This is a genomic window from Halobacillus sp. AWM4_238 (genome assembly GCF_056158265.1).
In genome coordinates, this window is the sequence record NZ_JBSWSY010000002.1 from 1,864,482 (window position 1) to 1,887,494 (window position 23,013).

General features: G+C 42.6%; 23 protein-coding genes. 6 read left to right on the top strand and 17 right to left on the bottom strand.

Translation table 11 applies throughout. The features are described from left to right. Nucleotides 1-108 precede the first annotated feature (108 nt). From ACXACN_RS09640 to dnaE, 5 genes are all read right to left on the bottom strand, one after another. Complete coding sequence (locus ACXACN_RS09640; RefSeq protein ID WP_474964044.1) at nucleotides 109-1,071, bottom strand: acetyl-CoA carboxylase carboxyltransferase subunit alpha; 963 nt, start codon at nucleotides 1,069-1,071, stop codon at nucleotides 109-111. Then, nucleotides 1,068-1,928, bottom strand: a complete 861-nt coding sequence (gene accD, locus ACXACN_RS09645; RefSeq protein ID WP_474964046.1) for an acetyl-CoA carboxylase, carboxyltransferase subunit beta — start codon at nucleotides 1,926-1,928, stop codon at nucleotides 1,068-1,070. Before accD ends, ACXACN_RS09640 begins: the two co-directional genes overlap by 4 nt. Nucleotides 1,929-2,031: 103 nt before the next feature. Further along, on the bottom strand, nucleotides 2,032-2,628 hold the full coding sequence (locus ACXACN_RS09650; protein ID WP_474964048.1) for a FadR/GntR family transcriptional regulator: 597 nt from the start codon (nucleotides 2,626-2,628) through the stop codon (nucleotides 2,032-2,034). Between the two features lie 80 nt (nucleotides 2,629-2,708). After that, nucleotides 2,709-3,947 (bottom strand): NADP-dependent malic enzyme, encoded by a 1,239-nt coding sequence (ystJ, locus tag ACXACN_RS09655; protein WP_474964050.1) that lies wholly within the window; start codon nucleotides 3,945-3,947, stop codon nucleotides 2,709-2,711. Between the two features lie 120 nt (nucleotides 3,948-4,067). Further along, nucleotides 4,068-7,421 (bottom strand): DNA polymerase III subunit alpha, encoded by a 3,354-nt coding sequence (dnaE, locus tag ACXACN_RS09660; protein WP_474964052.1) that lies wholly within the window; start codon nucleotides 7,419-7,421, stop codon nucleotides 4,068-4,070. 130 nt (nucleotides 7,422-7,551) lie between these two features. Here dnaE and ACXACN_RS09665 point away from each other — a divergent pair, with 130 nt between their 5' ends. Then, nucleotides 7,552-7,884: a YtrH family sporulation protein gene (locus tag ACXACN_RS09665; RefSeq protein ID WP_474964054.1), complete on the top strand. Its 333-nt coding sequence runs from the start codon at nucleotides 7,552-7,554 to the stop codon at nucleotides 7,882-7,884. Further along, nucleotides 7,884-8,381 carry a sporulation membrane protein YtrI gene (gene ytrI / locus ACXACN_RS09670; protein ID WP_474964056.1) on the top strand — a complete coding sequence of 166 codons (498 nt, stop codon included), beginning with the start codon at nucleotides 7,884-7,886 and terminating at the stop codon, nucleotides 8,379-8,381. Before ACXACN_RS09665 ends, ytrI begins: the two co-directional genes overlap by 1 nt. Before the next feature lie 14 nt (nucleotides 8,382-8,395). Here the strand turns inward: ytrI and ACXACN_RS09675 are convergent, their stop codons facing one another. After that, nucleotides 8,396-9,355 (bottom strand): DHH family phosphoesterase, encoded by a 960-nt coding sequence (locus tag ACXACN_RS09675; protein ID WP_474964058.1) that lies wholly within the window; start codon nucleotides 9,353-9,355, stop codon nucleotides 8,396-8,398. A 118-nt stretch (nucleotides 9,356-9,473) separates the two neighbouring features. Here ACXACN_RS09675 and ACXACN_RS09680 point away from each other — a divergent pair, with 118 nt between their 5' ends. After that, nucleotides 9,474-9,776, top strand: coding sequence for a YtpI family protein (locus ACXACN_RS09680; protein ID WP_474964059.1), 303 nt, complete (start codon nucleotides 9,474-9,476; stop codon nucleotides 9,774-9,776). Nucleotides 9,777-9,814: 38 nt separating this feature from the next. On the opposite strand, the gene ACXACN_RS09685 is transcribed toward ACXACN_RS09680, so the two are convergent. From ACXACN_RS09685 to ACXACN_RS09715, 7 genes are all read right to left on the bottom strand, one after another. Next, nucleotides 9,815-11,128: a DRTGG domain-containing protein gene (locus ACXACN_RS09685; protein WP_474964061.1), complete on the bottom strand. Its 1,314-nt coding sequence runs from the start codon at nucleotides 11,126-11,128 to the stop codon at nucleotides 9,815-9,817. A 146-nt stretch (nucleotides 11,129-11,274) separates the two neighbouring features. Continuing rightward, nucleotides 11,275-11,955 carry a metal-dependent hydrolase gene (locus ACXACN_RS09690; protein WP_474964063.1) on the bottom strand — a complete coding sequence of 227 codons (681 nt, stop codon included), beginning with the start codon at nucleotides 11,953-11,955 and terminating at the stop codon, nucleotides 11,275-11,277. 31 nt (nucleotides 11,956-11,986) lie between these two features. Next, nucleotides 11,987-13,534, bottom strand: a complete 1,548-nt coding sequence (locus ACXACN_RS09695; protein ID WP_474964065.1) for a polyamine aminopropyltransferase — start codon at nucleotides 13,532-13,534, stop codon at nucleotides 11,987-11,989. Between the two features lie 84 nt (nucleotides 13,535-13,618). Next, the gene (locus ACXACN_RS09700) at nucleotides 13,619-14,014 is read right to left on the bottom strand and encodes a DUF350 domain-containing protein (RefSeq protein WP_226591449.1); all 396 of its coding nucleotides are present in this window, start codon (nucleotides 14,012-14,014) and stop codon (nucleotides 13,619-13,621) included. A 14-nt stretch (nucleotides 14,015-14,028) separates the two neighbouring features. Continuing rightward, nucleotides 14,029-14,697, bottom strand: a complete 669-nt coding sequence (locus ACXACN_RS09705) for a DUF4247 domain-containing protein (protein ID WP_474964067.1) — start codon at nucleotides 14,695-14,697, stop codon at nucleotides 14,029-14,031. Between the two features lie 146 nt (nucleotides 14,698-14,843). Then, nucleotides 14,844-15,515, bottom strand: coding sequence for a PspA/IM30 family protein (locus ACXACN_RS09710; protein WP_474964069.1), 672 nt, complete (start codon nucleotides 15,513-15,515; stop codon nucleotides 14,844-14,846). A gap of 12 nt (nucleotides 15,516-15,527) precedes the next feature. Beyond that, nucleotides 15,528-16,040 carry a DUF4178 domain-containing protein gene (locus tag ACXACN_RS09715; protein ID WP_474964071.1) on the bottom strand — a complete coding sequence of 171 codons (513 nt, stop codon included), beginning with the start codon at nucleotides 16,038-16,040 and terminating at the stop codon, nucleotides 15,528-15,530. 222 nt (nucleotides 16,041-16,262) lie between these two features. Between ACXACN_RS09715 and ACXACN_RS09720 the strand changes: the two genes are divergently transcribed. After that, nucleotides 16,263-17,231, top strand: coding sequence for a bile acid:sodium symporter family protein (locus ACXACN_RS09720; protein ID WP_474964073.1), 969 nt, complete (start codon nucleotides 16,263-16,265; stop codon nucleotides 17,229-17,231). 192 nt (nucleotides 17,232-17,423) lie between these two features. Here ACXACN_RS09720 and ald read toward each other — a convergent pair whose 3' ends face one another. After that, entirely contained in the window at nucleotides 17,424-18,542 is a 1,119-nt protein-coding gene (ald, locus tag ACXACN_RS09725) for an alanine dehydrogenase (RefSeq protein WP_474964074.1), read from the bottom strand. Nucleotides 18,543-18,683: 141 nt separating this feature from the next. Continuing rightward, nucleotides 18,684-19,442 carry an SDR family oxidoreductase gene (locus tag ACXACN_RS09730; RefSeq protein WP_474964076.1) on the bottom strand — a complete coding sequence of 253 codons (759 nt, stop codon included), beginning with the start codon at nucleotides 19,440-19,442 and terminating at the stop codon, nucleotides 18,684-18,686. A gap of 87 nt (nucleotides 19,443-19,529) precedes the next feature. On the opposite strand from ACXACN_RS09730, the gene ACXACN_RS09735 reads away from it, so the two are divergent. Together ACXACN_RS09735 and ACXACN_RS09740 are read left to right on the top strand one after the other, a co-directional pair. After that, entirely contained in the window at nucleotides 19,530-20,840 is a 1,311-nt protein-coding gene (locus ACXACN_RS09735) for a purine-cytosine permease family protein (protein ID WP_474964077.1), read from the top strand. 273 nt (nucleotides 20,841-21,113) lie between these two features. Continuing rightward, complete coding sequence (locus tag ACXACN_RS09740) at nucleotides 21,114-21,578, top strand: universal stress protein (protein WP_474964079.1); 465 nt, start codon at nucleotides 21,114-21,116, stop codon at nucleotides 21,576-21,578. Between the two features lie 23 nt (nucleotides 21,579-21,601). Here the strand turns inward: ACXACN_RS09740 and ACXACN_RS09745 are convergent, their stop codons facing one another. Further along, the gene (locus ACXACN_RS09745) at nucleotides 21,602-22,114 is read right to left on the bottom strand and encodes a MogA/MoaB family molybdenum cofactor biosynthesis protein (protein WP_474964080.1); all 513 of its coding nucleotides are present in this window, start codon (nucleotides 22,112-22,114) and stop codon (nucleotides 21,602-21,604) included. Then, a complete protein-coding gene (locus tag ACXACN_RS09750; RefSeq protein ID WP_474964082.1) occupies nucleotides 22,115-22,945 on the bottom strand; it encodes an EcsC family protein in 831 nt (276 codons plus the stop codon). Nucleotides 22,946-23,013 lie beyond the last annotated feature (68 nt).

Consider the following 23,013-nt stretch of genomic DNA (forward strand, 5'->3'; position numbering starts at 1 on the left):
TTCAACATTCCATCCATCAATGATAGCGTTACCATCCTGTTAAGATGCGAAAAGTCGCACCCATGTGCGACCTTTCTTTACGGACATATATTATTTTCAACCATCCTATTATAAATCAAGATACGTGTAATCGCCAATATTTTTATACTTTAAGAAACGTTTTTCTAATAAATCCTCGACCTTGAGAGCGCTCAGTGATTCTAGCGAGTCGGAAATGATTTTCTCAATTTCTTGCGCCTGGGCCTGGATATCCCTGTGTGCTCCACCTCTTACCTCTGGAACCACACCATCAATCACATTTAGTTTCTTCAAATCATAGGATGTGATTTTCATGGACTCCGCTGCTTCTTGAGCAAGGCCTGCATCCTTCCATAAAATAGAGGAAGCCCCTTCAGGGGAAATGACGGAATAAGTAGAATTCTCGAGCATGAAGATACGATCCCCGATGCCAAGACCTAGTGCACCGCCGCTGCCTCCTTCACCAATCACGATACAAATGACCGGGACTGTAAGACCGGCCATTTCCATTAAGTTTCTGGCGATGGCTTCACTTTGACCTCTTTCCTCTGCTGCTTTTCCTGGGTAGGCTCCTTTTGTATCAATGAATGTAATGATTGGTCTTTTGAATTTTTCTGCCTGTTTCATTAAACGAAGCGCTTTTCTGTACCCCTCTGGGTGCGGCATACCGAAATTACGACGAATGTTTTCTTTTGTATCTTTCCCTCGTTGGTGACCAATCACGGTTACGGGTTGATCTTTGAACTTTGCGATTCCAGAAACAATGGCGGCATCGTCCCCGAAATTGCGGTCTCCGTGTAGTTCAAGAAAATCTGTGAAAAGATATTCAATATAATCAAGAGTCGTCGGTCTCTCAGGGTGACGTGCCATTTGCACACGATCCCATGGCGCCATACGGTCATACACATCTGTCTCTAGTCTTTCCAACCGTTTTTCTAACGTAACGATTTCATCGCTTAGATCCATTTCACTGTTTTCAGTCAGCCGTTTTAAATCAGAGATCTTTTCTTTTAATTCAATAACCGGTTTTTCGAATTCGAGCACGTGCTTCATGTTTGGCCACCTCCCACTTTATGAAGATCAAGAACAGTCGTTAGCGTTTTTTTCATGTCATGACGGTGTATGACTCTATCCAGTTGGCCGTGCTCTAGAAGAAATTCAGCGGTCTGGAAATCATCTGGCAGCTTTTCACGAATCGTCTGTTCTATGATTCTCCGACCAGCGAAACCGATCAATGCCCCAGGCTCAGCGAAATTATAATCTCCTAGTGATGCAAAGCTTGCTGAAACGCCACCTGTTGTCGGGTGGGTCATGACTGAGATGAACAGACCCCCATCTGCATGAAGGCGCTGGAGAGCGACAGATGTTTTCCCCATCTGCATAAGGCTCAGTACACCCTCCTGCATCCTTGCCCCGCCGGATGCTGTGAATATGATAAATGGCATTTTTTCTTTTCTGGCGTTCTCGATGGCATTTGTAATTTTTTCACCTACCACCGATCCCATGCTTCCCATTCGGAAACGGGCATCCATGACTGCAACAGCTGTCTCCATGCCATTCATTTTCGCCTTTCCTGTGACAACCGCCTCATTCAAATCAGACTTTTGTCGGTCCTTTTCCAGTTTTTCTTCATATTCAGGAAAGTTTAAGGGATTATTGGAAATCATGTGCTTGTCCCACTCAACAAAGGATTCCTCATCAAACAAATGTTGGATGCGTTCGTACGCACTAAGGCGATGATGATGATCGCAGTGAGGGCAAACATTCATATTTCGATTCAATTCTTTTCTATAAAAAATTTTTTGGCAGTTTGGGCATTTCTGCATCAAACCTTCTGGTACATCCTGCTTTGCTTCTTGGCTGGGAATGGATGCGTATCTTTTTTTCTTGCTGAAAAAGTCTCTTAGCAAGGTGATTCCTCCTTTGGGACAAAGCTTCCTTTCTTATTCAATATACATCTATTCCATTTCATAATATCACTCATTCTGTCGAATTAGATTCGACACGATACCATTATTGAAATACACGTATGATTCTCATTGTATCTTCTTCTTCCAAGATGGTTACCATTTCTTCATACCATTCATCAGAATAGCTTACATCATGGAAGGTGTGGGTAAATCCTGAGATGAATTGCCACATAGACAGAAGAAGAGGTTGATCACAAAGGCTAAACAAATACTCAAATACCTTCTGGTGCCTTTGAGCGTCTGAATAGTCCTTGATGATTGCCCTTAATTCGCTTAATTTACGGCTCTCTAAATTTCCATTTAACAATAGAAGCACTTCTTTTTCTATCATTTGTTTAGCCGTCATCAATTCACTCTTGGTTCTCGATTCATTAAGTAAGAAATTTGAAAGCAATTCGACCATATGATAAGGACGATAGGCTCTCATATAGGTGCCCTCTCCCCTTCTTGTTTCAATCAACCCTAAAAGCTCCATCGCCCGGAAGGCTTCTCGGATAGAGGACCTGCCTACATTCAATTGCTCACTTAACTCTCGTTCTGAAGGGAGTTTATCTCCAGGCTTCAACCGGTGTTCAGCAATGTATGATTTCAACTGTTGAAGAACGCCTTCATAAACTTTTCCTCGCTGCTCCTGGGCCACGGTACTCGGACACCTCTTTTCATCTCTAACCACAATCAAGTTATGTAGAGGGAGAAACCCAAGGGCTTCCCCCTCTCATATCAATCTTCATCAATTAATGTCAGTTGTCTGGTTTTTTCTGCTACCTCTTCTGGATCTACATGATGACGAGCTACACCAGACTCCATAGCCGCTTTTGCTACACTTGCAGCAACAGCAGGGGCCACTCGTGGATCGAATGGAGCAGGAATTACATAGTCTTCACTCAATTCATCCTCACTTACCAAGGAAGCAATGGCTTCTGCTGCAGCAATTTTCATTTTCTCATTTATTCTTGTCGCTCTTACGTCCAATGCACCTCGAAAGATCCCTGGGAATGCCAGCACATTATTCACCTGATTAGGGAAATCTGAGCGGCCTGTTCCGATGACTCGTGCCCCTGCTTCTTTCGCATCTTCTGGCATAATTTCCGGTTCAGGGTTGGCCATGGCAAAAATGATAGAATCATCATTCATTTTAGAAACGGTCTCTTTGGAAAGCAATCCACCTACGGATACACCAATAAACACATCCGCTCCTTCCATGACCTCTTCAAGATTCCCTTCTGTACGGTCTTTATTCGTAATTTTAGCAATTTCGTCTTTCACATCGTTCATTCCGTAATCGCGGCCTTCAAAAATAGCTCCTTTGGAATCGCACATGATGATATCACGCACACCGAAATGATAGAGCAATTTAATAATGGCAATTCCTGCGGCTCCGGCTCCGTTTGCGACTACTTTAATTTCGGAGAAAGATTTCCCCGTTACTTTCAATGCATTCATAAGACCCGCTACTGTAACGATTGCTGTACCATGTTGGTCATCATGAAAAATTGGAATATTCGTCTCTTTCTTCAGTCGATCTTCGATGATGAAGCAGTTAGGTGCTGCGATATCTTCCAGATTTACGCCGCCGAATGTAGGTTCCATCAATTTTACTGTTTGAACGATCTGATCAATGTCACGTGTGTTCAAACAAATCGGGAATGCATCTACACCTGCAAAACTTTTAAACAAAGCAGCTTTACCTTCCATGACAGGCAGGGCAGCTTCAGGACCAATATTCCCCAGACCAAGAACAGCTGATCCATCACTTACGACGGCTACCATATTGCCTTTCATTGTATAATCGTACACCGTATCTTTATGATCATAAATCTCCTTACAAGGCTCTGCTACTCCGGGGGAATAGGCAAGGCTCAAGTCTCTAGCATTTCTGACAGGAACTTTCGAATGGGTTTCAAGTTTCCCTTTATTGACACGGTGTATGTGCAAAGCTTCATCTCTTAAATTCGACACGACGACACTCTCCTTTTTAACTTATAGTGAACCGACCCTGGTGGTCTGACCACCATTAACCTCTTAATTATAACAGATGAATATAGAGTGTAAAGAAATACAAAAATCCGGACTGAGTATTTATTTCTCTTCTTCGTCTTTTACCGTTCTGACCGCTACGGATGACTCTCCAAAAAAGTCATTCAATTTACCCATCGAAACATCATTCACGTCGAGACAATACACTTCATCCAGCTTGTAAGTCACTCGATCTTCTGATCGAAAAATGAAGATTGGTGTATTACCCGGGAAATACTCAGCAAGCTTCCTCAATTTTTCTATAGAATATTGTTCGTGTTCTTTTGTTACCTTAATAAAAAGTCGTTGTTTCCTTTCTTTCGTGAATTCATCTATACCTAATGGCTCGGCATCGTTAATGATTAGTTGTTTCTGACCTTTTCTTTCATCAACTTTCCCTATTACATGGACAAGCATCTCTTCCTTGACCCAGACTTTTATCTTGCGGTAGGCCTCCGGAAAAAGCACGGCATCCATCTCAGAGGTTTCATCACTAATGGTCAAAAACGCCATAGGATCGCCACGTTTCGTACGTATTTCTCGAATCCCATCGATAACAGCGGCAAGCTCGACTTGTTTCTTAGTAAAATGATGAGCTTCTCTAATTGAAAGGATTCCTTTCTCTTGAAGGTTCTCCCTCTGATGTCCTAATGGGTGTTGAGACATGTAGGTACCTAATACCTCTTTCTCCATCGATAACCGTTTCAAAGGAGGGAATGGATCTACATCCACCATCTCCATATCCAACTCATTACCAAAGAATCCTGGTTGGTCTTGAAATTCCTTGAAAAGTTCTCCCTGTTCTAAAGCTTGATCAATACTAGCAAGAACACTGGCTCTATTTTGATGCAAATCATCGAATCCCCCTGCTAAAACCAAGGATTCAATGACCTTTCTTGAAACAACCTTACCATCAACGCGCAAGCAAAAATCATTGAGATTTAGATAGGGTCCTTTCATTCTCTCCTCCATAATCGCTTGAGCAGCTTGGTAGCCGACACCTTTCACAGCCGTCATGCCGATTCTGATTTCTCCTGTATCATCATGATTAAGAGCTTGACTTCTATTCACAGAAGGAGCTTTGACTTTTACGTTCATATCTCTGGCTTCACGAATATACAGGGTCATTTTTTCATGATCACCCAGATGAGCATTCATCAATTCTGCCATGAAATAAGAGGGGTAATGGGCCTTCATGTAGGCTAACCTGTATGAAATTATGCTGTAAGCAACCGCATGGCTTCTGTTAAATCCATAGTTTGAGAACTTGACAATCCAATCGAACAACTGGTGAGCAATGGAATCAACATAGCCTTTAGACTTACACCCTTGAACAAACGTCATCCGCTCCTCTTCTAAAACATCCGCTTGCTTTTTGCTTACCGCGCGCCTTAATAGATCCGCTTCTCCTAAAGAATACCCTGCCACACGACGAGCAACTTCCATGATTTGTTCTTGATAAACCAACACCCCGAACGTATGGGCAAGAATAGGTTTCAAGTCAGGATGAGGATACTCTATACTTTTTTTTCCATGCTTTCTTTCAATATATAAAGGAATGTATTCCATTGGCCCGGGCCTGTAAAGAGCGTTAACCGCGACCACATCTTCAAAATGACTTGGTTTTAAACGATGGAGCACATTTTTCATCCCTTGGGACTCTAATTGGAAAACACCATTCGTTCTTCCCTCCTGTAACAGATGGAAGGTTTGAGAGTCATCTAACGGAATATGTGTGATTGAAAAATCTTTTTGACGATACCGTTTCACTTTCCGTTCCATTCTTTCTAGGAAGGAGAGATTCCGCAGTCCGAGAAAGTCAATTTTCAAGAGACCCACTTTTTCAAGGTCCCCCATAGCATATTGGGTCAATGAAACAGGACCTTGACCTTTTAAAAGGGCCGTGTAGTTTACAAGTGGTTCTTCGCTTAATACGACACCTGCTGCGTGTGTGGATACGTGCCGTGGAAGCCCTTCTAGCTTCGTAGCTACTCGGAACAACAATTTTAATTGGTCGGAGTTTCTGATGTACTCTTTTAACTCCTCTGATTTTTTTACGACATCGACGAGTGATGTTGTGTTCGTTTTCGGAATCTGATGAAGAATAAATGAAGCATCACTTTCATCTATTTTTAATACCTTAAACAACTCTCTCAACACACTTCTTGCAGCAAACGTACCAAATGTACAGATTTGAGCCACATGATCACTTCCATATTTCTCAGCTACATAGGAAATGACCTCGTCTCTACGATGGTCCGGAAAATCGATATCGATATCCGGCATCGAAATCCTTTCCGGGTTGAGGAAACGTTCAAATAGCAAACGATACTCCAATGGATCGACCTGGGTGATTCCCAGCAAATAAGAGACGATGGACCCTGCGGCTGAACCACGACCTGGTCCGGCATGAATGCCGTTTTCCCTTGCATAACTGATGAAATCCCAAACGATCAAGAAATAATCGCTAAAACCCATGGAGGCTATGATAGACAATTCATGTTCCAGTCTCTCTATCGCTTGATCGCGATTCTTTGAGTCGTATTTTTCAGGCAATGAGGATTCGCAAAGTTGACGCAAATATTCATCTGAACCTTTATTCTCAGGAGAAGGGTAGGCAGGAAGCAATTGTTTGTTCAATTCCAGATTTACCTGGCACGCATCTGCAATTTCGTTCGTTGCTTCAAGTGATTCAGGCCACCATTCTCCAAAAAAACGCTCCATTTCTTCTTGAGATTTTAGGTAGTGATGATGGTCATTGTTTTCAGGACTATAGCGAGCCCCTTCGTTTATGGCTCGCAAACATTGGAAAGCATCCGCATCTCCCCGATTCAAATAACGCACGTCACCGATGGCAACAACCTTCATCCCGTTTCTACTCACCCATTCTCTTAAAGGCGTATGTAATTGGCGTTCCGAATGGAGATCACGATCCTGTATACTCAGGTACAACCGCTTTTGACCTAAGAGATCTACCCACCGCTCTCTGGACGGTTCTATGTTGTCAGTCATACGATTAGCGATGGACTCGGCCCACGGAGTACTTGAGGTCATTTGGATAAAAATCAATCCATCTTTATACATCGCCAACTCCTCAAGTGTCATGTTTTCCTTTTTCGTTTGAACGAGGGTACTAATTTCAAGCAGGTTGTGGTATCCCTTTGTTGTTTCCGCCAACAGAATCATTGGAAAGGAGAATGACTGATCCATGATTGTCGTCTTAAGGCCAATGATTGGTTTTACACCCTCCTTTTTACATTCTTCATAAAACGAGACCGCTCCGCTCATCGTATCCTGATCTGTAAGAGCAACAGCACCAAATCCGGATTCTTTTACTGTTCGCACTAAATCCTTGATTTTAATCGTACTGTTCATCAAGCTATACCCTGATTGCACATTCAAATGGGTAAACGTCATTTCGTACACCTTCTTTCAAGTAAATTATAGCTACTATGAGGAATGGATGAAAGCCTCCTGCATAAAGAGAGGGAGAAAAGAATAATGGTTAGATAAGAGACTATTTTCAGTCAGCGAAAAGAGGGACAAGATGGAAGATCGTTTAGTCGTATCCATGATTCAATGCTTCTTTATCGCATTCGGAGTGATTGTCGGAGGAACGATCATTGGAAGTATAGGAAGTTTATTGACAGGGGAAGCCGTCTTGACATCCATGTTTCGGATTGCTAAAGCGCTGAGGATCTGGGCCATCGTTGCAGCCATTGGCGGAACATTTGACGCGATAAGCAATTTCGAAAAAGGAATTTTTGATGGATCTACTTTTGATATCTTCAGGCAGGTGATGATTATTATTGCAGCCATGGGTGGAGTGAAAGCAGCCCTGCTTCTTTTTGAATGGTTACTAGGTGATGAGGTGACGTAATGCACTTTCCTGCCTACCATAAAAACAAGGAATGGAGACGTTTTTTTGCAGGTCTTGTTTTAGGAGCGGTGATTGGTTATGCATTTTTCATTTACGTCCATGGCCAATTGCAGCAAAAATACACTGAAGAACACATAGAAATGACGGCACAATTGAGTGAATGGGAAACAAAATATGAGGCTCTCTTGAACAACCAAGACCAGGGTTCAGAAGGGAAGCCCATGAGTGTCAAAGAAATAAACGTCGTTTTTACCAATGCCAAAAAACTGGCCGTCGACCTTTTGACGCAACACCAGCTGAACGCTTTAGTCAAAGATCAACTCGTAAGCGTATCCGGTAAAGATGTGTCCATTGTGGCTGGTCAAGTGGATCTCATCATCTCGACCATTGAAAATAAAAATTACGTGGTCGATGATTTCACATATGAGTTGAAAGTAACAAGACTAGTTGTTGCTGAAACGATGACCTTGCACCTCGAAATAAAATTAAAAAGATAAGAATACGAGCAGGCTTATTCAGCCTGCTCTTTTTTGTATTTCAGACATTCCAATTCAAGTTCTTTAGCAATTTCAGCAGTCTCTTCCCAAGAAGATGCAGAAGCACCTGAGGCCATTGGGTGTCCGCCTCCATTATGATTGGCAGCAATGCCGTTAATCACCGGGCCTTTTGAACGCAGACGCACACGAATGGTATCATCTTCCTCTACAAAAAATGCCCATGCAAGCATCCCTTCTATGTCCCCAAGCAAGCCTACGAGCTGACTCGTTTCTGAAGGAGAAACGTTAAATTCATCCAACGTTTTACGATCCAGACGGATCGTTGAATAGCCTGCTTCATGCACCGTGAAGTTTTGCATAACGTAACCTTTCAGCTTTGCAACGTGAACAGGAGTCTTATACATTTCATTATATAATGAAGATCGATCGAACTCATAGTTCACAAGGTCAGCTGCATAAGACAATGTTTGTTTCGTCGTACTTGGAAAAAGGAAACGCCCCGTATCCCCGACAATTCCCGCATAGAGAAGACGTGCCGCCTCGTCAGTAAGGACCAGGCCTTCTTCTACAAATTCTGAATACATTTGATAGATCATTTCTGACGTGGAACTAGCGGTCGTATCTACCCATTGGATATCTCCATAAGTGTCAACTTCCGGGTGGTGATCAATTTTTATTAACTGCTCTCCCTGATCATACCGTTGATCATCGATACGTGCCTGGTTGGCGGTATCACAAACAATGGTCAGTGCTCCCTTAAAAGCTTCATCTGGCACTTCATCCATCGAAGTTAGGAATTCAAGGGAAGGTTCGCTTGTACCGGTCATCCACACTTGTTTTTTGGGATAAGTGGCTTGAATCAATGTTGCTAATCCAGCCTGTGATCCATAGGCATCCGGGTCTGGACGGACGTGACGATGGATGATGATAACGTCGTGATCCTTGATTGCTTTCATAATGTCCTGTTTACTCATAAAGGGTCCTCCTCTTATGCATGGGGTATCATTTAATCATAGATTTTTTTGTTCAGGTAGCCTTTTCATGAAAAACAAGCTACAATAAAAGGGAAATTCAAACGCAGGAGTCGATCAAATGATTATCTTTCCCATCCTTATATTAGTCTCTTTTGTTCTTTACATTTATTACAAAGTGATGATTGTCCGTTCTAATGACCCTCTTACCCAAGAATACTTAAACAGTAAATCAAAGTTATTTTTGGGAAGTTTCATTTTCTTTTTTGGTATCAATCAATATGTATTCTACCAAACCAAACTCTCCCTCTTCGTAGGACTCGTATTCATTGCCCTTGGTGTTTTCCAAGCCCAGCTAGGGTGGAAAGCAAGCAAGCATTACCAGGCAGAATTTAAAAAACACCGGACAAGTCCTCAATCATGAATGTCGAAGAAAAAGTCGCTGTTGCTCAGCGACTTTTTTTATCGGTCAATCAATTGGGCCATAAGAAGAGCCTTCCCAACGATTGATTTTTCATGGTGAACTTCGATGTCTACTTTTGCAAATTTTCTGCCTACCTCAAGAATTTGTGGTCGCACTTCAATGTCACTTTCAATTTGGACAGGCTTGATGAAGTAAACAGAGATATTCTCAACCACAAGGTCGCCTTTTTTATATTTCCTTAATAACCTGCTGGAGGCTTCCGTGATTAAAGAAATGAATACACCGTAGGACATCGTTCCTAGTGGATTCGTCATTTGTGGCGTCACTTTCGTTTGCCAGACAGGATTTGAATCATCCTCTTCAATGACTTCCATTCGATTTGTCGCAAGATCATCAATGGTTTCCCCTACTTGAGGCTGCCTCTGGATATGTTGCAGAGCTTTCAACACATCCTGACGGGATATGATTCCCTGAAGTTTGTGGGAAGGATCGACAACGGGCATCAGCTCAATCCCTTCCCAAACCATGACATGGGCGGCGTTGGCAAGAGAGGTTTTGGCATGTACGGTCATCGGGTTACGGGTCATCACCTTATCAATACGCGTATCTTTATCCTTTCCAATCACATCTCTGGAAGTTACAATGCCGACTACACGATTCTGGTGATCTACAACCGGGTAGCGGCTATGGCTCGTCGCTGAGTTAAATTCATGCCAGCGGACCACCGCATCCGTTGATTGCAAGAACTTTGATTCATCATAGGAAGTATAAATATCATCCACAAGCACAATTTCTTTTTTTATTAACTGATCATAAATGGCTCGATTAATCATCGTTGCGACGGTAAATGTATCATAACTGGTGGAGATGACGGGAAGCTTCTTTTCATCAGCAAGCTTTTTGACCGTATCACTCGTATCGAATCCACCCGTAATCAGCACAGCTGCGCCTTCCTTGACGGCAAGCTCATGCGCATTCGTGCGGTTTCCTACAATAAGAAGCGAACCCGCTTCCGTATATCGCATCATAGCTTCAAGCTTCATAGCGCCTATGACGAATTTACTCAAGGTCTTATATAAACCTTCACGTCCTCCGAGTACTTGACCATCGACGACATTTACGATTTCAGCAAATGTCAGCTTTTCTATGTTCTCTTTTTTCTTTTTTTCAATTCTGATGGTCCCGACACGTTCCATCGTGCTGACAAGATCCTGATTCTCCGCTTCTTTGATTGCCCTGTAAGCTGTACCCTCACTGACATTCAAAGCTTTCGCTATTCTTCTGACAGAAATCTTACTGCCGACTGCCAAGGATTCAATGTGCTCCAGGATCTGTTCATGTTTTGTTGCCATACGCCCACCAAACTTTCTAACTGTACTAATCCAATTTCTTATAATTGTTATTATACAGTTGATACAGATGATCCGCAATTTCTTCCTGAAGTTTCAGAAAAAGCCGTTTGTCATGGAGTAGACAAACGGCTTTGAATACCTGATTATTAAAGCTCGATGGATTCTCCCGGCTTTAAGGCAGTTCCTTTACCAGGTTTTACTTCCTGCGCAAACGCATCGCCGTCCTGAGCAATTAAATCAAAGGTGTTGTAGTGAACGGGCACGACCTGTTTCGCTTGGATCCATTCAGCAGCGACGAGCGCGTCTGATGGCCCCATCGTAAAGTTGTCGCCGATAGGCAGGAAAGCAAGATCGATGTCATTCCGTTCTCCAATCATTTTCATATCAGAGAACAACCCGGTATCTCCGGCGTGGTAAATGGTTTTCCCACCAATCGTCAGTAAAATTCCAGTAGGCATCCCTGTATAAACAATCGTTCCATCTTCTTCTTGATAGGAAGAGCCATGAAAGGCTTGCGTGAATTTCACATGTCCAAAATCAAATTCATGCCCTCCACCAATATACATAGGGTGGGCGTTCAGCCCCTTATTTCCAAGGTAAGTTGCTAACTCAAACGGAGCGATGACTTGAGCATCATTTCTTTTCGCAATGTCAAACGTATCGCCAACGTGATCGTTGTGACCATGTGTGAGCAATATGACATCTGCTTTTACTTGATCAGCATCCAGGTCTGTAATCCCGTTGTCAGAAATGAACGGATCAAACAGGATTGTCTTTCCATTTGCTTCAACTTTCACAACCGCATGACCATGATAAGAAACTTTCATTCATAACACTCCTTTTGTAAGCATTGATTATTTAATAATTTCGCCAAGCTTGTTCGTATTTCTGAATGAGGTGTGGATTGATTAAAGTATTGGGTACCAACTTGACCACTTGGCCTTCCCCATTCAAGATTTCCCTATCTTCATCTTTTCCAAACACTGTCATGGATTGAAAAACTTCCCCTGTTAAAAATTCAGTTTTTACATTGAATTGCACCTCTTCAATCGCCACTGGTTCACGAGTAGCCAAAATGAACCCCCAGTTCCCGAAACTCGGGACATCTACGTGAAAATTCTCTGAGTACAATCCTGTGGATGTAATCGTTTCATCAATTGTCCAATATACTTCTGTCGCAAAAAGCGGGCTCGTTGCCTGAATCATCGCTGCTCCTCCAGGTGCCAGGTGATTCCTTACTAAAGAATAAAACTCTCGTGTATAGAGTTTGTTCAAGCTTTCGTTGTTCGGATCAGGAAGGTCGATGATGATCACATCATAAAATTGATCCGCATTCTCTAAGAATTTGAATGCGTCTTGATTTAATACAGAAACCCTGGAATCATCGAGAGCTCCTTCGTTGACCTGCAGCAAATGAAAATTGGTTTGTGCTAGATCGGTGACAGCAGGGTCTAGGTCAACGAGGGTAATTTCTTTGACCTCTTGATACTTCAATAACTCTTTAGCAGCAATTCCATCTCCCCCACCAAGGATCAGGACATCTTCCTGCTTATCAGAAAAAGCGACAGGAGGATGGACCAGTGTTTCATGGTAACGGTGTTCATCGGTTGAACTGAACTGCAACGATCCATTTAGAAATAGACGTGTGTCTCCCTGCTCCTTTGTGAGTACGATCCGCTGATAAGCACTCTCTTCCATATGGATGATCGGGTCTTTATAGAGCTTCTGTTCGAAAGAGAAAGCCATTTCCTCTCCAAAAAACAATCCACCTATCAGAAGCGTTCCAATGACGATGGCTCCTGTCAAATGGACAGAAAAAGACTTAATTTCAGAGCGGAATAAATACAAGACTAAAACGGCAACAGCTAAATTAATGCAAGCCACAAAAAAAGCACTCTTCACCATGCCCATTTGGGGTCTAAGATAAAAAGCGAAAAGGAGACCCCCGATCAGTCCCCCGGCATAATCGGAAAATAGTACCCTGGCTGTACTTCGATTAAGCTCTACACCTATTTCATTTGCTTTTCTAATGAGAATCGGCAACTCAAGACCAGTCAGGGCTCCAATGGTAAATGTAACGAGATAGAGAAATAGAGCATCCGTCCCAGCAGGAGCAAAAGCGGTCATTCCAAACATAGTAAAGCTTGAAAATCCTCCAATTAAGGCCACCATAAATTCAATCCATATGAACGTGACAATCAGCTGCTTCATGACCCGCTCACTTATACTCGCACCGATCCCCATCCCGGTAAGGAACAAGCTGATCGTCAATGTATACTGTTTCACACCATCTCCGAGAATGTAAGATCCGAGGGCACCGAATAAGACTTCAAATATAATGCCGCATATGGAAACAATGCCTGAGGCCCAATAAATAAAATGACTCTTTCTAATATTCGCTTCCACTTCGTTCACTCCACTTACACTTGTATGTTAAAAAGCCACTATGAGAATGGTTCATAGTGGCTTCTCTCAGTTGTTCAAACGCCTTTATGTAATCGACGCACCAATAACGAAGGCTAATCCGATCGATACACCCATCGTGATGATTCCGACCGCAGTATTATTTTCCTTCAGTTTCGTTTCAACGGAAAACTTGCGTGTGAACAATTCAAATAAAAGGTAGGCGATCATTTGAAGAACAACTCCGTACGCTCCCCATATTAATGTATCCCATACCGTAAAACTATGGTAGATTGCGAAGGATAAAACAATACAAATGCCGATAATTTTTCCTGCAATGGACATAGCTACGGCTTGATTTCCCTGCTTTACCTCTTCCCAATCCTTATACTGTCTGGTTAACCATTCAAAAATAACCAACCCAATCACAACAATCACAATCGCCATCACAAAATAGCCTAAAGTAGCCAAAAATGGTTCCATCATGATAACCTCCTTTATTTTCCTGTCCCAGGTCCTCCACCGCGGTTTGTTGACCCTCTCATAGAAGTGGTTCCACCTGAGTTGTAATTCCCGTACATCCCATATCCACCATAACAGTTCCCTGTTTGTTGACAGTTCGCCCTACGGCGATCATACCAGTCGTTGGACCCCAAAGAACGGTTAAGAATAGATCCTAAAAATAAACCACTAAAGAAGCCGGGAGAATAATGATTTCTCACAAAATCATCCGATGCAAGTTCAATGGTAATGACCCCTGGTTCCTCCGTACTTTCCTGGAGGATCACAAAATGGTCAGGATAAATAAGCGCTTGCTTATTTTCCTGCCTTTCACTGATTTCTTCCGGAGGTATAGCTGAGGTCAAAGAATCAGATACCTCGGTCAACGTCAATTCCTTTGTCATATAAATCTTAGAGATGCCTTGATCAGACCGGACTGTATCCAATAGAGGGAAATTGTCCTCGACGAGTGATTCAATATTGGTGGTTTCAGAATTTTCTATTCCACTGATAATCTGTGACCGATCAGGTTCTGAAGGGAGCTCTCCATATGTATTTTCGGTATAAGAACCTGACATTCCTCTTTCGTCATTTCCGCCGAATACATTGAACAATAAGAAAAAGGCAATGATTCCTACGACTATGATCCCTGCATAATCTTTCAACATACATCCTCCTTCCTCAAAACAAAGGTCCAAGTCGCAGTGATCGGACGATTACAGACCATCCAAAACTTGGACTTTGTTATTTTTCCAGCCCGTAAAACAACTGTGCCTGACCACTTGGCCAGGCACGAATGTTGGACCAGAGATTACTCTTTGTTCATCTTTTTCTTCAATGCTTCTAATTCACTGTCTACGCTATCTTTGTTATCCAAGTCTTCGAATTCATCATCCAGGGAGCGGCTCTCTGAAGACATATCCTCACTCGTTTCGGCTTCTGCTTCATAGTGCATAACCTTTTCTTCCATACGTTCGAATCCTTGGCGTGACTCATCTCCGCCGATGTTGGACATCGTTCGATTCATTTTCGTGCGTGTTTTTGCTGACTCGGCACGTGCTTTCAATGAATCTTTCTTAAGCTTCATTTCCTGGTATTCCTTTTTCATTTCATCTAGTTTTTGACGAAGGCTATTCGCATCCTGTTGGGCACGTTCCCAGGAAGCCTTTAATTGATCGGCTTGATCCTGATGGTTCTTCTTATCTTCGAGTGCACGACGAGCCAAATCTTCATTTCCTGCCTCTATCGCTTTTTCTGCTTGCTGCATGCGTTTATCAACAAGAGCTTGAGAGTCATCATACTTACGTTTCAACATTTTCTCATTCGCAATCTGCTTCGCTACTGCACTTTCAGCTTCACGAATGTCATTCTCCATATCACGCATGAATTGATCGAGCATTTTCACTGGATCTTCGGCTTTATCTAACATCGAGTTCAACTCTGAACCTACGACTGTTTTAACACGTTTAAAAAATTTAAACATTTGAATTCCTCCTTATTTTGAACCTGCTAGGATTTTAATCTCATACGCTTCGATGTCATACCCGACACTTGCTTCTACTTCACTGCCCCAGGATTCAAGACTGACATAAGTTTCTTCATCTTCAGAAATATACTCCGCATACCGGGAAGTACGTCCATTGATGTTTTTGCTTCTGCCTTCCCCGGTTACGCGCGCTTCTCCTTCTTCATCTTTAAAGAAGGTTTGACCCTCATAGTCCAATTCCTTAGGGAAGGGTAAGGACACAGGAAGTTTAACTGTCTCATACATTCCTAACTCCAGCTCATCATCCATTTCAGCAGCGAGCCATTTCGTTTGATCCCCTTCTAATAACTGATAAGAGAACCACTCGTAACCACCGTCCCGGTAGGTGATTTTCCCAACAACTTCGTAATCCACAAGATCGTATGTGACAATGTCACCGACTTGGATATTCAACGGTGTTCGTTCTTTCACTTCTGGTGCCTGCTTCTCATTCTTTGAAAACAATCTAGAAAAGAAACCCAAATCTTCACCTCTCCTTCAACTATGACCCTGTGTACCTGTATGTACGTGTTGTATCGATCAAAGGTTTCACCTTTTTCTTTTTATTTTACGCAGGATTCAAAAGAATCTCAAATCCTTGGACTTTTCTTGCTTTTTTTCATTTTTTTCTATTCGATGAACCTTTGTTTTTTCTGAAAAGAGCGTATAATCAGAAAATATCTTTTACATAAGGAGTTGAAACAAATGAAAGCATTAGAAAAAGTAAGTCAATTTGCAGGCAGCACCTTCGCTGTCTGGGTCCTCCTTTTTGCGGCCTTATCTTTTTTTCTTCCAGAAGGGTTTACTTGGATCGCTCCCTATATTGTTCCCTTATTAGGGATCATCATGTTTGGGAAGGGATTGACTCTTTCTAAAAAAGACTTCCAGGAAGTGTTCACAAGACCAAAAGATGTTGCCATCGGTGTAGGGGCACAGTTTACTCTTATGCCGCTTCTCGCTTTTCTCTTAGTAACCATCCTTCCGGTTTCACCTGAAGTAGCTGTTGGTGTCATTCTTGTGGGATGCTGCCCTGGAGGGACTTCATCAAATGTCATGACCTATCTCTCCAAAGGGGACACGGCTCTCTCCGTGTCAATTACAGCCGTATCCACATTGTTGGCCCCTCTTTTCACCCCTTTACTCGTTTGGGTGTTTGCAAGCCAGTGGCTACCCGTTTCTGCAGGAGCTCTTTTTGTCTCAATCGTTAAGGTGGTTCTCGTGCCTATCATTCTCGGCCTGATTGTCCAAGCCCTTTTCAAGAAAAAAGTGCAAGCAACAGTCAAAGCCCTTCCACTCATATCAGTTATTAGTATCGTAGCCATCGTTGCTGCTGTTGTAAGTGTCAATCAATCTCAGATTGCCGAAACAGGTGCTGTTATATTTGCAATCATAGTCGTTCATAACCTGCTGGGTTACTTGGCTGGGTATGGATTAGGGAAAATGTTTAACATGGAACCGGCCAAACAACGGGCCATTTCCATTGAGGTGGGTATGCAAAACTCAGGCCTTGGAGCCTCACTTGCAGCTGTTCATTTCAATCCGCTCGCCGCTGTACCCAGTGCCATTTTCAGTGTCTGGCACAACATTTCCGGCCCCATCCTGGCAACCTTCTTTAGAAAACAGAAGGATAAAGACACGAAAGGTACAGACCAGAATCATATCAAATCCGCTTAACCGGACACTTTTACAACGTATCTATTTTTGAAGACATAGATTGGAGGTTTTTATCATGTGAGAGGAAGGTGGGGTGAGAAGCGAACCAAGCTCTTCCATTCTCTCACAAAATCTCAATTCGGTTTCTCAGTATTGAAATGATTGATGGAAGAAGAAAAAACGCGGACGGTAAGTCCACGCTTCTCGTAATCCTCACGTATTAAAAAGCTCCCGTGCATCTGTAAATTCAAGACCTTGAGCTTCTGCAACTGCTTTGTAAGTAACATGTCCACCAAGGGTATTAAGACCTTTATAAAGCGCCTCATTATCCTGACACGCGTTCACAAACCCCTTATTTGCTAGTTGAAGAGCATAAGGAACCGTTACATTCGTTAACCCGATCGTAGAAGTCCTCGGAACGGCTCCCGGCATGTTTGCTACGGCGTAGTGAAGCACCCCATGCTTTTCATAGGTAGGATTGTCATGAGTTGTGATTCGATCGCTTGTTTCAAAGATGCCTCCCTGGTCGATGGCTACATCAACAATTACAGAGCCTTCTTTCATTGATTTGACCATATCTTCTGTTACAAGACTTGGAGCTTTGGCACCTGGAATAAGCACAGCTCCAATAACAAGATCAGACTCTTCCAAGGCCTCTTGGATATTTAGCGGGTTCGACATCAGCGTATTGATAGCAGAACCAAAAATATCATCAAGTTGGCGCAAACGTTCAGGGTTAAGGTCAATGATTGTCACATCCGCTCCCAGACCCATAGCAATTTTAGCTGCATTCGTCCCGACAACCCCACCACCAATGATCGTCACTCTTCCACGTTGAACACCAGGGATTCCACCTAGGAGGATTCCTTTTCCACCTTTCGATTTTTCAAGGTATTGAGCCCCAATTTGGGAAGCCATTCTTCCTGCTACTTCACTCATTGGTGTTAAGAGTGGTAACGACCCACTCGGCAGTTGGACAGTCTCATAAGCAATGGAAGTGACTTTTTTATTAATAAGAGCTTTCGTCAATTCAGGTTCCGGCGCCAAGTGTAAGTAAGTAAACAAAATTAATCCTTCATAAAAATAGTCAAATTCTTCTCTAACGGGTTCTTTCACTTTCATGACCATTTCTTGGCTCCAGGCTTCCTGCGCTGATTCAACGATCGTAGCTCCCGCTTCTCTATACTGATCATCCGTAAATCCTGACCCTAGTCCCCCGCCTGTTTCAACAAACACTTCATGTCCTGCATTAGTTAAGCTGACGACCCCTGCAGGTGTCATCGCTATACGATTTTCATTATTTTTAACTTCTTTAGGTACGCCTATTTTCACCGCAACTCAACCTCCTTGATCTCCATACATGTATGCTGCTTCTTCTGTTTATGGTTCTGCTGCCTATCCCTAATATTCACGAAAGCCTTTTCATTGTAACAAATCTTTACAGAGTGATGAAGATTTCCCTTTCTAAGATCCTTATCGATGTCTATGAATGACATCCAATCCTCCGGTGACTTCGTAAATGGTCCCTGTGATCATATCCGAGTCTTCCTGACATAAGAAATCAATGGTCCGCGCTACATCTTCCCCTGTGCCCGGCCGTCCGATTGGTGTTTCTTCGTCTTTATATCTTCTACTTACAAGAATGGAAGACTCCTTCCAATCTCCTATAATGTTGCCAGGACAAATCATATTTGAAGTGATTCCATATTCCGCTTCTTCATAAGCAATAGTCTTAGTTAGTGATACTAATCCAACTTTTGCTGCAGCAAAAGCAGAACGATAGATCCATCCTGACGCCGATTGCGCCCCTTGGAACCCGTAATTAATGATTCGCCCGAAATTTTGCTTTCGCATATGAGGTACGGTGGCTTTCATCAGATGAAACACAGCATCCAGATTCCCTCGGATCATCGAATCCCACTCCTCTTCGGTGTAGTCCATCAGTTTTTTTCGCTCAAAGATATACGGCCCTGCATTGTTGATCAAATAATCCACCCTGCCGAATCGCTCGATCGTTTTTTCTACGAGCCGGTGAATATCTTCTTTCACAGTAACGTCCGCCTGTAGGATCTGGATCCTATCATGATCCCCAGGAAAATCATCAAACAACGTAAGAGCTTTATCTTCATCAGTTCTATATGTAACGGTAATGGAATGATTTTGTTTCAGCATGTGCTCGGCTACTTTTCTTCCAAGCCCCTTAGTTCCTGCTGTAATCAACGCATGTTTCATCTTTCCAAACCTCCCTGAAATTCTATTATTATTTACACTTGTGTTCCCTTTCTGTACAATGATTGGGTCAGAAAGGACGTGAATGTCTTGAAAGCTTTTGCACCAAGGAAACATATGGTTGAACAATATGGTTTAGAAGCTGTTCCCGCAGAAAAACAGGACACCCCCTGGTACCGTTTTGCTTTCATACAGATTGCCATTGCTGCTAATGCCGGGAATTTTCTTGTCCCCGCATTAGCTGTATTGGAAGGTGGGCTTTCCTTTTGGGCAGGGGTTATTTCTACAAGTATCGGAGCACTCCTCGGCTTCTTACTCGTGTCCTTTTTATCTTTACCTGGTGCTAGACTTGGCATTCCAGCTCAGTATGCACTACGTACAATTCTTGGAGTTAACGGCACCCGTTATTTATCTGCACCAATAAGAAGTCTCACTTCTCTTTATTGGTTTAGTGTACAAACCATCGGCGGTACTTATGTCATCCAGCAACTTATCTTACGTTTAACGGGCATAGATCTCCCGTTTTGGGTTTATTCCATACCATTCTCTATCCTTATGGTTACACTTGCGATCATAGGTTTTGATGCGGTAAAACAAGCCATGAGCTACTTCTTGCCATTGCTCCTCATCGGTGAAGCAACAATCTTGTATGTTTACTTTACTACAAACCAAGGACGTGATTCACTGATGATGCTTCAACATGGAGGTTTGGAAGGGTCTTTCTCCTCTATGTTATTCTTTGCAAGTCTTGCTTTTGTTCAGTATGTATCAGGAGTAAGTGCATCAGCGGACATGACAAGGTATGCCAAATCTCCTTCTCATGGTTTTTATGGGTTATTTGTAGGAAATGGTATCGGCTTCTTTCTTACAGCTGTCATTGGATGTGCATCCGCTTATCTGTTTGACGATCTCAACCCTTATGTGTCATCCACGGACCAGATAAACTCCCCGCTTCTGATAGCGATCATTACAGGAACTGCCCTCATTTCTATGATCAGCATTAATGTCAGTAATGCATATACAGGCGGGTTCAGCCTACTGAATACCTTCCCAAAACTGTCCAGAGTTCAAGCTGCTGTCGTTTTCGGATCATCAGGGGTGTTCCTTAGTGGTTTCCCAGCCCTTGTAAACGAGGCGGAATCATTCATCTCTTTACTTGGGGGCTTGATCATTCCTATCTCCGCTGTCATATGCAGTGATTATTTAATCGTGAAACGAAACCATTTGAGCAAAGAAGATCTGAGTCTTTTAACGAAACCAGGTTATGTGAACAGCTTGGCTATGGCCACTATAGTCGGAGGTAGTGCACTTTATTTCTTTCTTCCTGATGAATGGTCTCCAGGATTTATTACCTTTGTTGTCATCTTTACTCTGTACCCACTACTTATGAAAAGAATATAACTAAAGCAGCCCAACAGCCTAAGGCTGCTGGGCTTTTTATTAATGTTTGTCCTTATTCTTACTCCCTGACTGGTAACTCTCATTCATCGATTGCATCATACGTTGTTCCTGCTCCATTTCCTTTTCTCTCTCCATTGGATTCTTTGGTTTTTTCATGTGCCCACCTCCCTTTTTAGTTTTCGCAAAATTGTCAGTATTATGTACAAAACGGTCGTCTATCCAATAAACAGGCGTGATATACTATAGATATAGTAAAGAGAGGGGGCATCCAGCATGACTTTTGAATACAAAGACATTGTAGTGGCAGTGGATGGTTCTGTTACAGCTGAAGTGGCCTTTAATAAAGCCATTGATATTGCGAACCGGAATGAAGCGAAATTGGTGTTAGCTCACGTGGTGGATACACGGGCTTTTGCGACGGTCGAAGCATATGATCGTTCCCTTGCGATCCGTGCTGAGCAATATGCGACGGAGTTACTAAATAACTACCAGGAAAAAGCACAAAAAGCCGGTGTCAAAAATGTAATTGTAGACATTGAATATGGTTCTCCAAAAGTTAAAATTGCTAAAGATGTCGCTCCGAAGTATAAGGCTGACCTCATCATTTGTGGTGCAACAGGGTTAAATGCGATGGAACGTTTCTTTATCGGTAGTGTGTCCGAACACATAACAAGATACGCTTCCTGTGATGTCCTCGTTGTTCGACCAGATGATGCAAAAGAAAGCCCAGACAAATAAAAGAGCCCCGTACAAGGGCTCTTTTATTTGTCTTTATTCAACTCTCCTACAATGTGAGGAAGTTCTGGAAGGATTAATCGTTCCATCGCAAGTTTGACCGCCCCCGATGAACCAGGTGTTGAAAAAACAACTGTTCGTCCAGTTACACCAGCAATCGCCCGGGATAAGATAGCAGCCGATCCGATATCTTCTGTGTAGCTAAGCATCCTGAAAATTTCCCCGAATCCAGGCATTTCCTTATCAAGTATTTCTTCGACCACTTCAATCGTTACATCCCGTTTAGCGATTCCAGTTCCACCATTAATCAAAACCGCATGGATCTCGGGATTATTTACAGCTCGATTAAGAGAATCACGGATAAGATTTTGTTCGTCTTTTACGATACGGTATTCACCCACGGTATGTCCTTCGTTCATGAGCTTATCGATCATCAGCTTTCCACTTTTATCTGTCTCTTCCGTACGTGTGTCACTCACTGTAAGTACCAGGCAAGGAATAGGATTACCGGCACCTGCTTTATGGTCTTCTAAGGCCAATCAAGACGCTCCTTCCTTATTCATAAGGTGACGATATTGATAAAATTTCATAGCGAACTCTGTCACTTGTTTTGTTAAATGATAGTTCGAATAAGCCCCGATTGCGATACTTATAAATGGTAAACCTTGAATAAGTTTTTTCCTGAACATGAGAATAAATAACGATTTAAAACATTGTTTCATCGGTTGTTCCATCCAACCTTCATCCGTCAATTGATCCTCGCCTGCGAAAATATACGGGTGTTCTTTCGTTTTCACTTCTTCAATTAACTCATTCCAGGCGCTTGCTTTCAGTCTTTTCGGTAAGGTAGCGGCATGAAAAACTTTGAGGGAGATCATCATTTCGTAGGGGTGGTTCATCTCATGACCAAACGTTAAACCAATAAGTTGTATCGCTCTAATATTCATTAGCATCATCAACGGATAATCCATTCCTAAGAAAAGCCAGCCTCCGGCGCCTGTTAAACCACCTTGAGCGAATGAATACAGTCGTCCCCTAGCCATTTGTTGTTCAGCTATGTAGGTCAACTGTTCAACAGTCAGCTCTTTTTCCATATCTTCAATTTTTTCAATCTGATTGGAAAAAATTCTTCCCACTGTAAGAATTCGCTCTCTGGCCTCATATTGATATGATGTTCCTTGTAAAAAAGCATGGGTATGAAAAAACCAGGCATCTAATTTTGAGAAAAATGCTTTTTTCACTTGAGGATCCACATTCATCATACTTTGTTGCACCCAGTGATCATAAACCATTTCAAAATCATTGGGCTGATATTTCTGATATTGATCCAACCATGTTTTTAAATCCGCACGTATTCGTTGATGTGACAAAGCGCTCCCTCCTCGTCTTTGTTCCTTACCATATATTGTAGACTGAAAGCTAAAAAAAAAGCAATCGC

Coding starts and splice junctions, on each gene's coding strand:
- ACXACN_RS09675 (WP_474964058.1), bottom strand. CDS start 9,355: ATGAGTAAACAGGACATTATGAAAGCAATCAAGGATCACGACGTTATC.
- ACXACN_RS09700 (WP_226591449.1), bottom strand. CDS start 14,014: ATGGAACCATTTTTGGCTACTTTAGGCTATTTTGTGATGGCGATTGTG.
- ACXACN_RS09665 (WP_474964054.1), top strand. CDS start 7,552: ATGGAAGATCGTTTAGTCGTATCCATGATTCAATGCTTCTTTATCGCA.
- ACXACN_RS09710 (WP_474964069.1), bottom strand. CDS start 15,515: ATGTTTAAATTTTTTAAACGTGTTAAAACAGTCGTAGGTTCAGAGTTG.
- ACXACN_RS09720 (WP_474964073.1), top strand. CDS start 16,263: ATGAAAGCATTAGAAAAAGTAAGTCAATTTGCAGGCAGCACCTTCGCT.
- ytrI (WP_474964056.1), top strand. CDS start 7,884: ATGCACTTTCCTGCCTACCATAAAAACAAGGAATGGAGACGTTTTTTT.
- ACXACN_RS09685 (WP_474964061.1), bottom strand. CDS start 11,128: ATGGCAACAAAACATGAACAGATCCTGGAGCACATTGAATCCTTGGCA.
- ACXACN_RS09740 (WP_474964079.1), top strand. CDS start 21,114: ATGACTTTTGAATACAAAGACATTGTAGTGGCAGTGGATGGTTCTGTT.
- ACXACN_RS09640 (WP_474964044.1), bottom strand. CDS start 1,071: ATGAAGCACGTGCTCGAATTCGAAAAACCGGTTATTGAATTAAAAGAA.
- dnaE (WP_474964052.1), bottom strand. CDS start 7,421: ATGACGTTTACCCATTTGAATGTGCAATCAGGGTATAGCTTGATGAAC.
- ACXACN_RS09690 (WP_474964063.1), bottom strand. CDS start 11,955: ATGAAAGTTTCTTATCATGGTCATGCGGTTGTGAAAGTTGAAGCAAAT.
- ACXACN_RS09730 (WP_474964076.1), bottom strand. CDS start 19,442: ATGAAACATGCGTTGATTACAGCAGGAACTAAGGGGCTTGGAAGAAAA.
- ACXACN_RS09680 (WP_474964059.1), top strand. CDS start 9,474: ATGATTATCTTTCCCATCCTTATATTAGTCTCTTTTGTTCTTTACATT.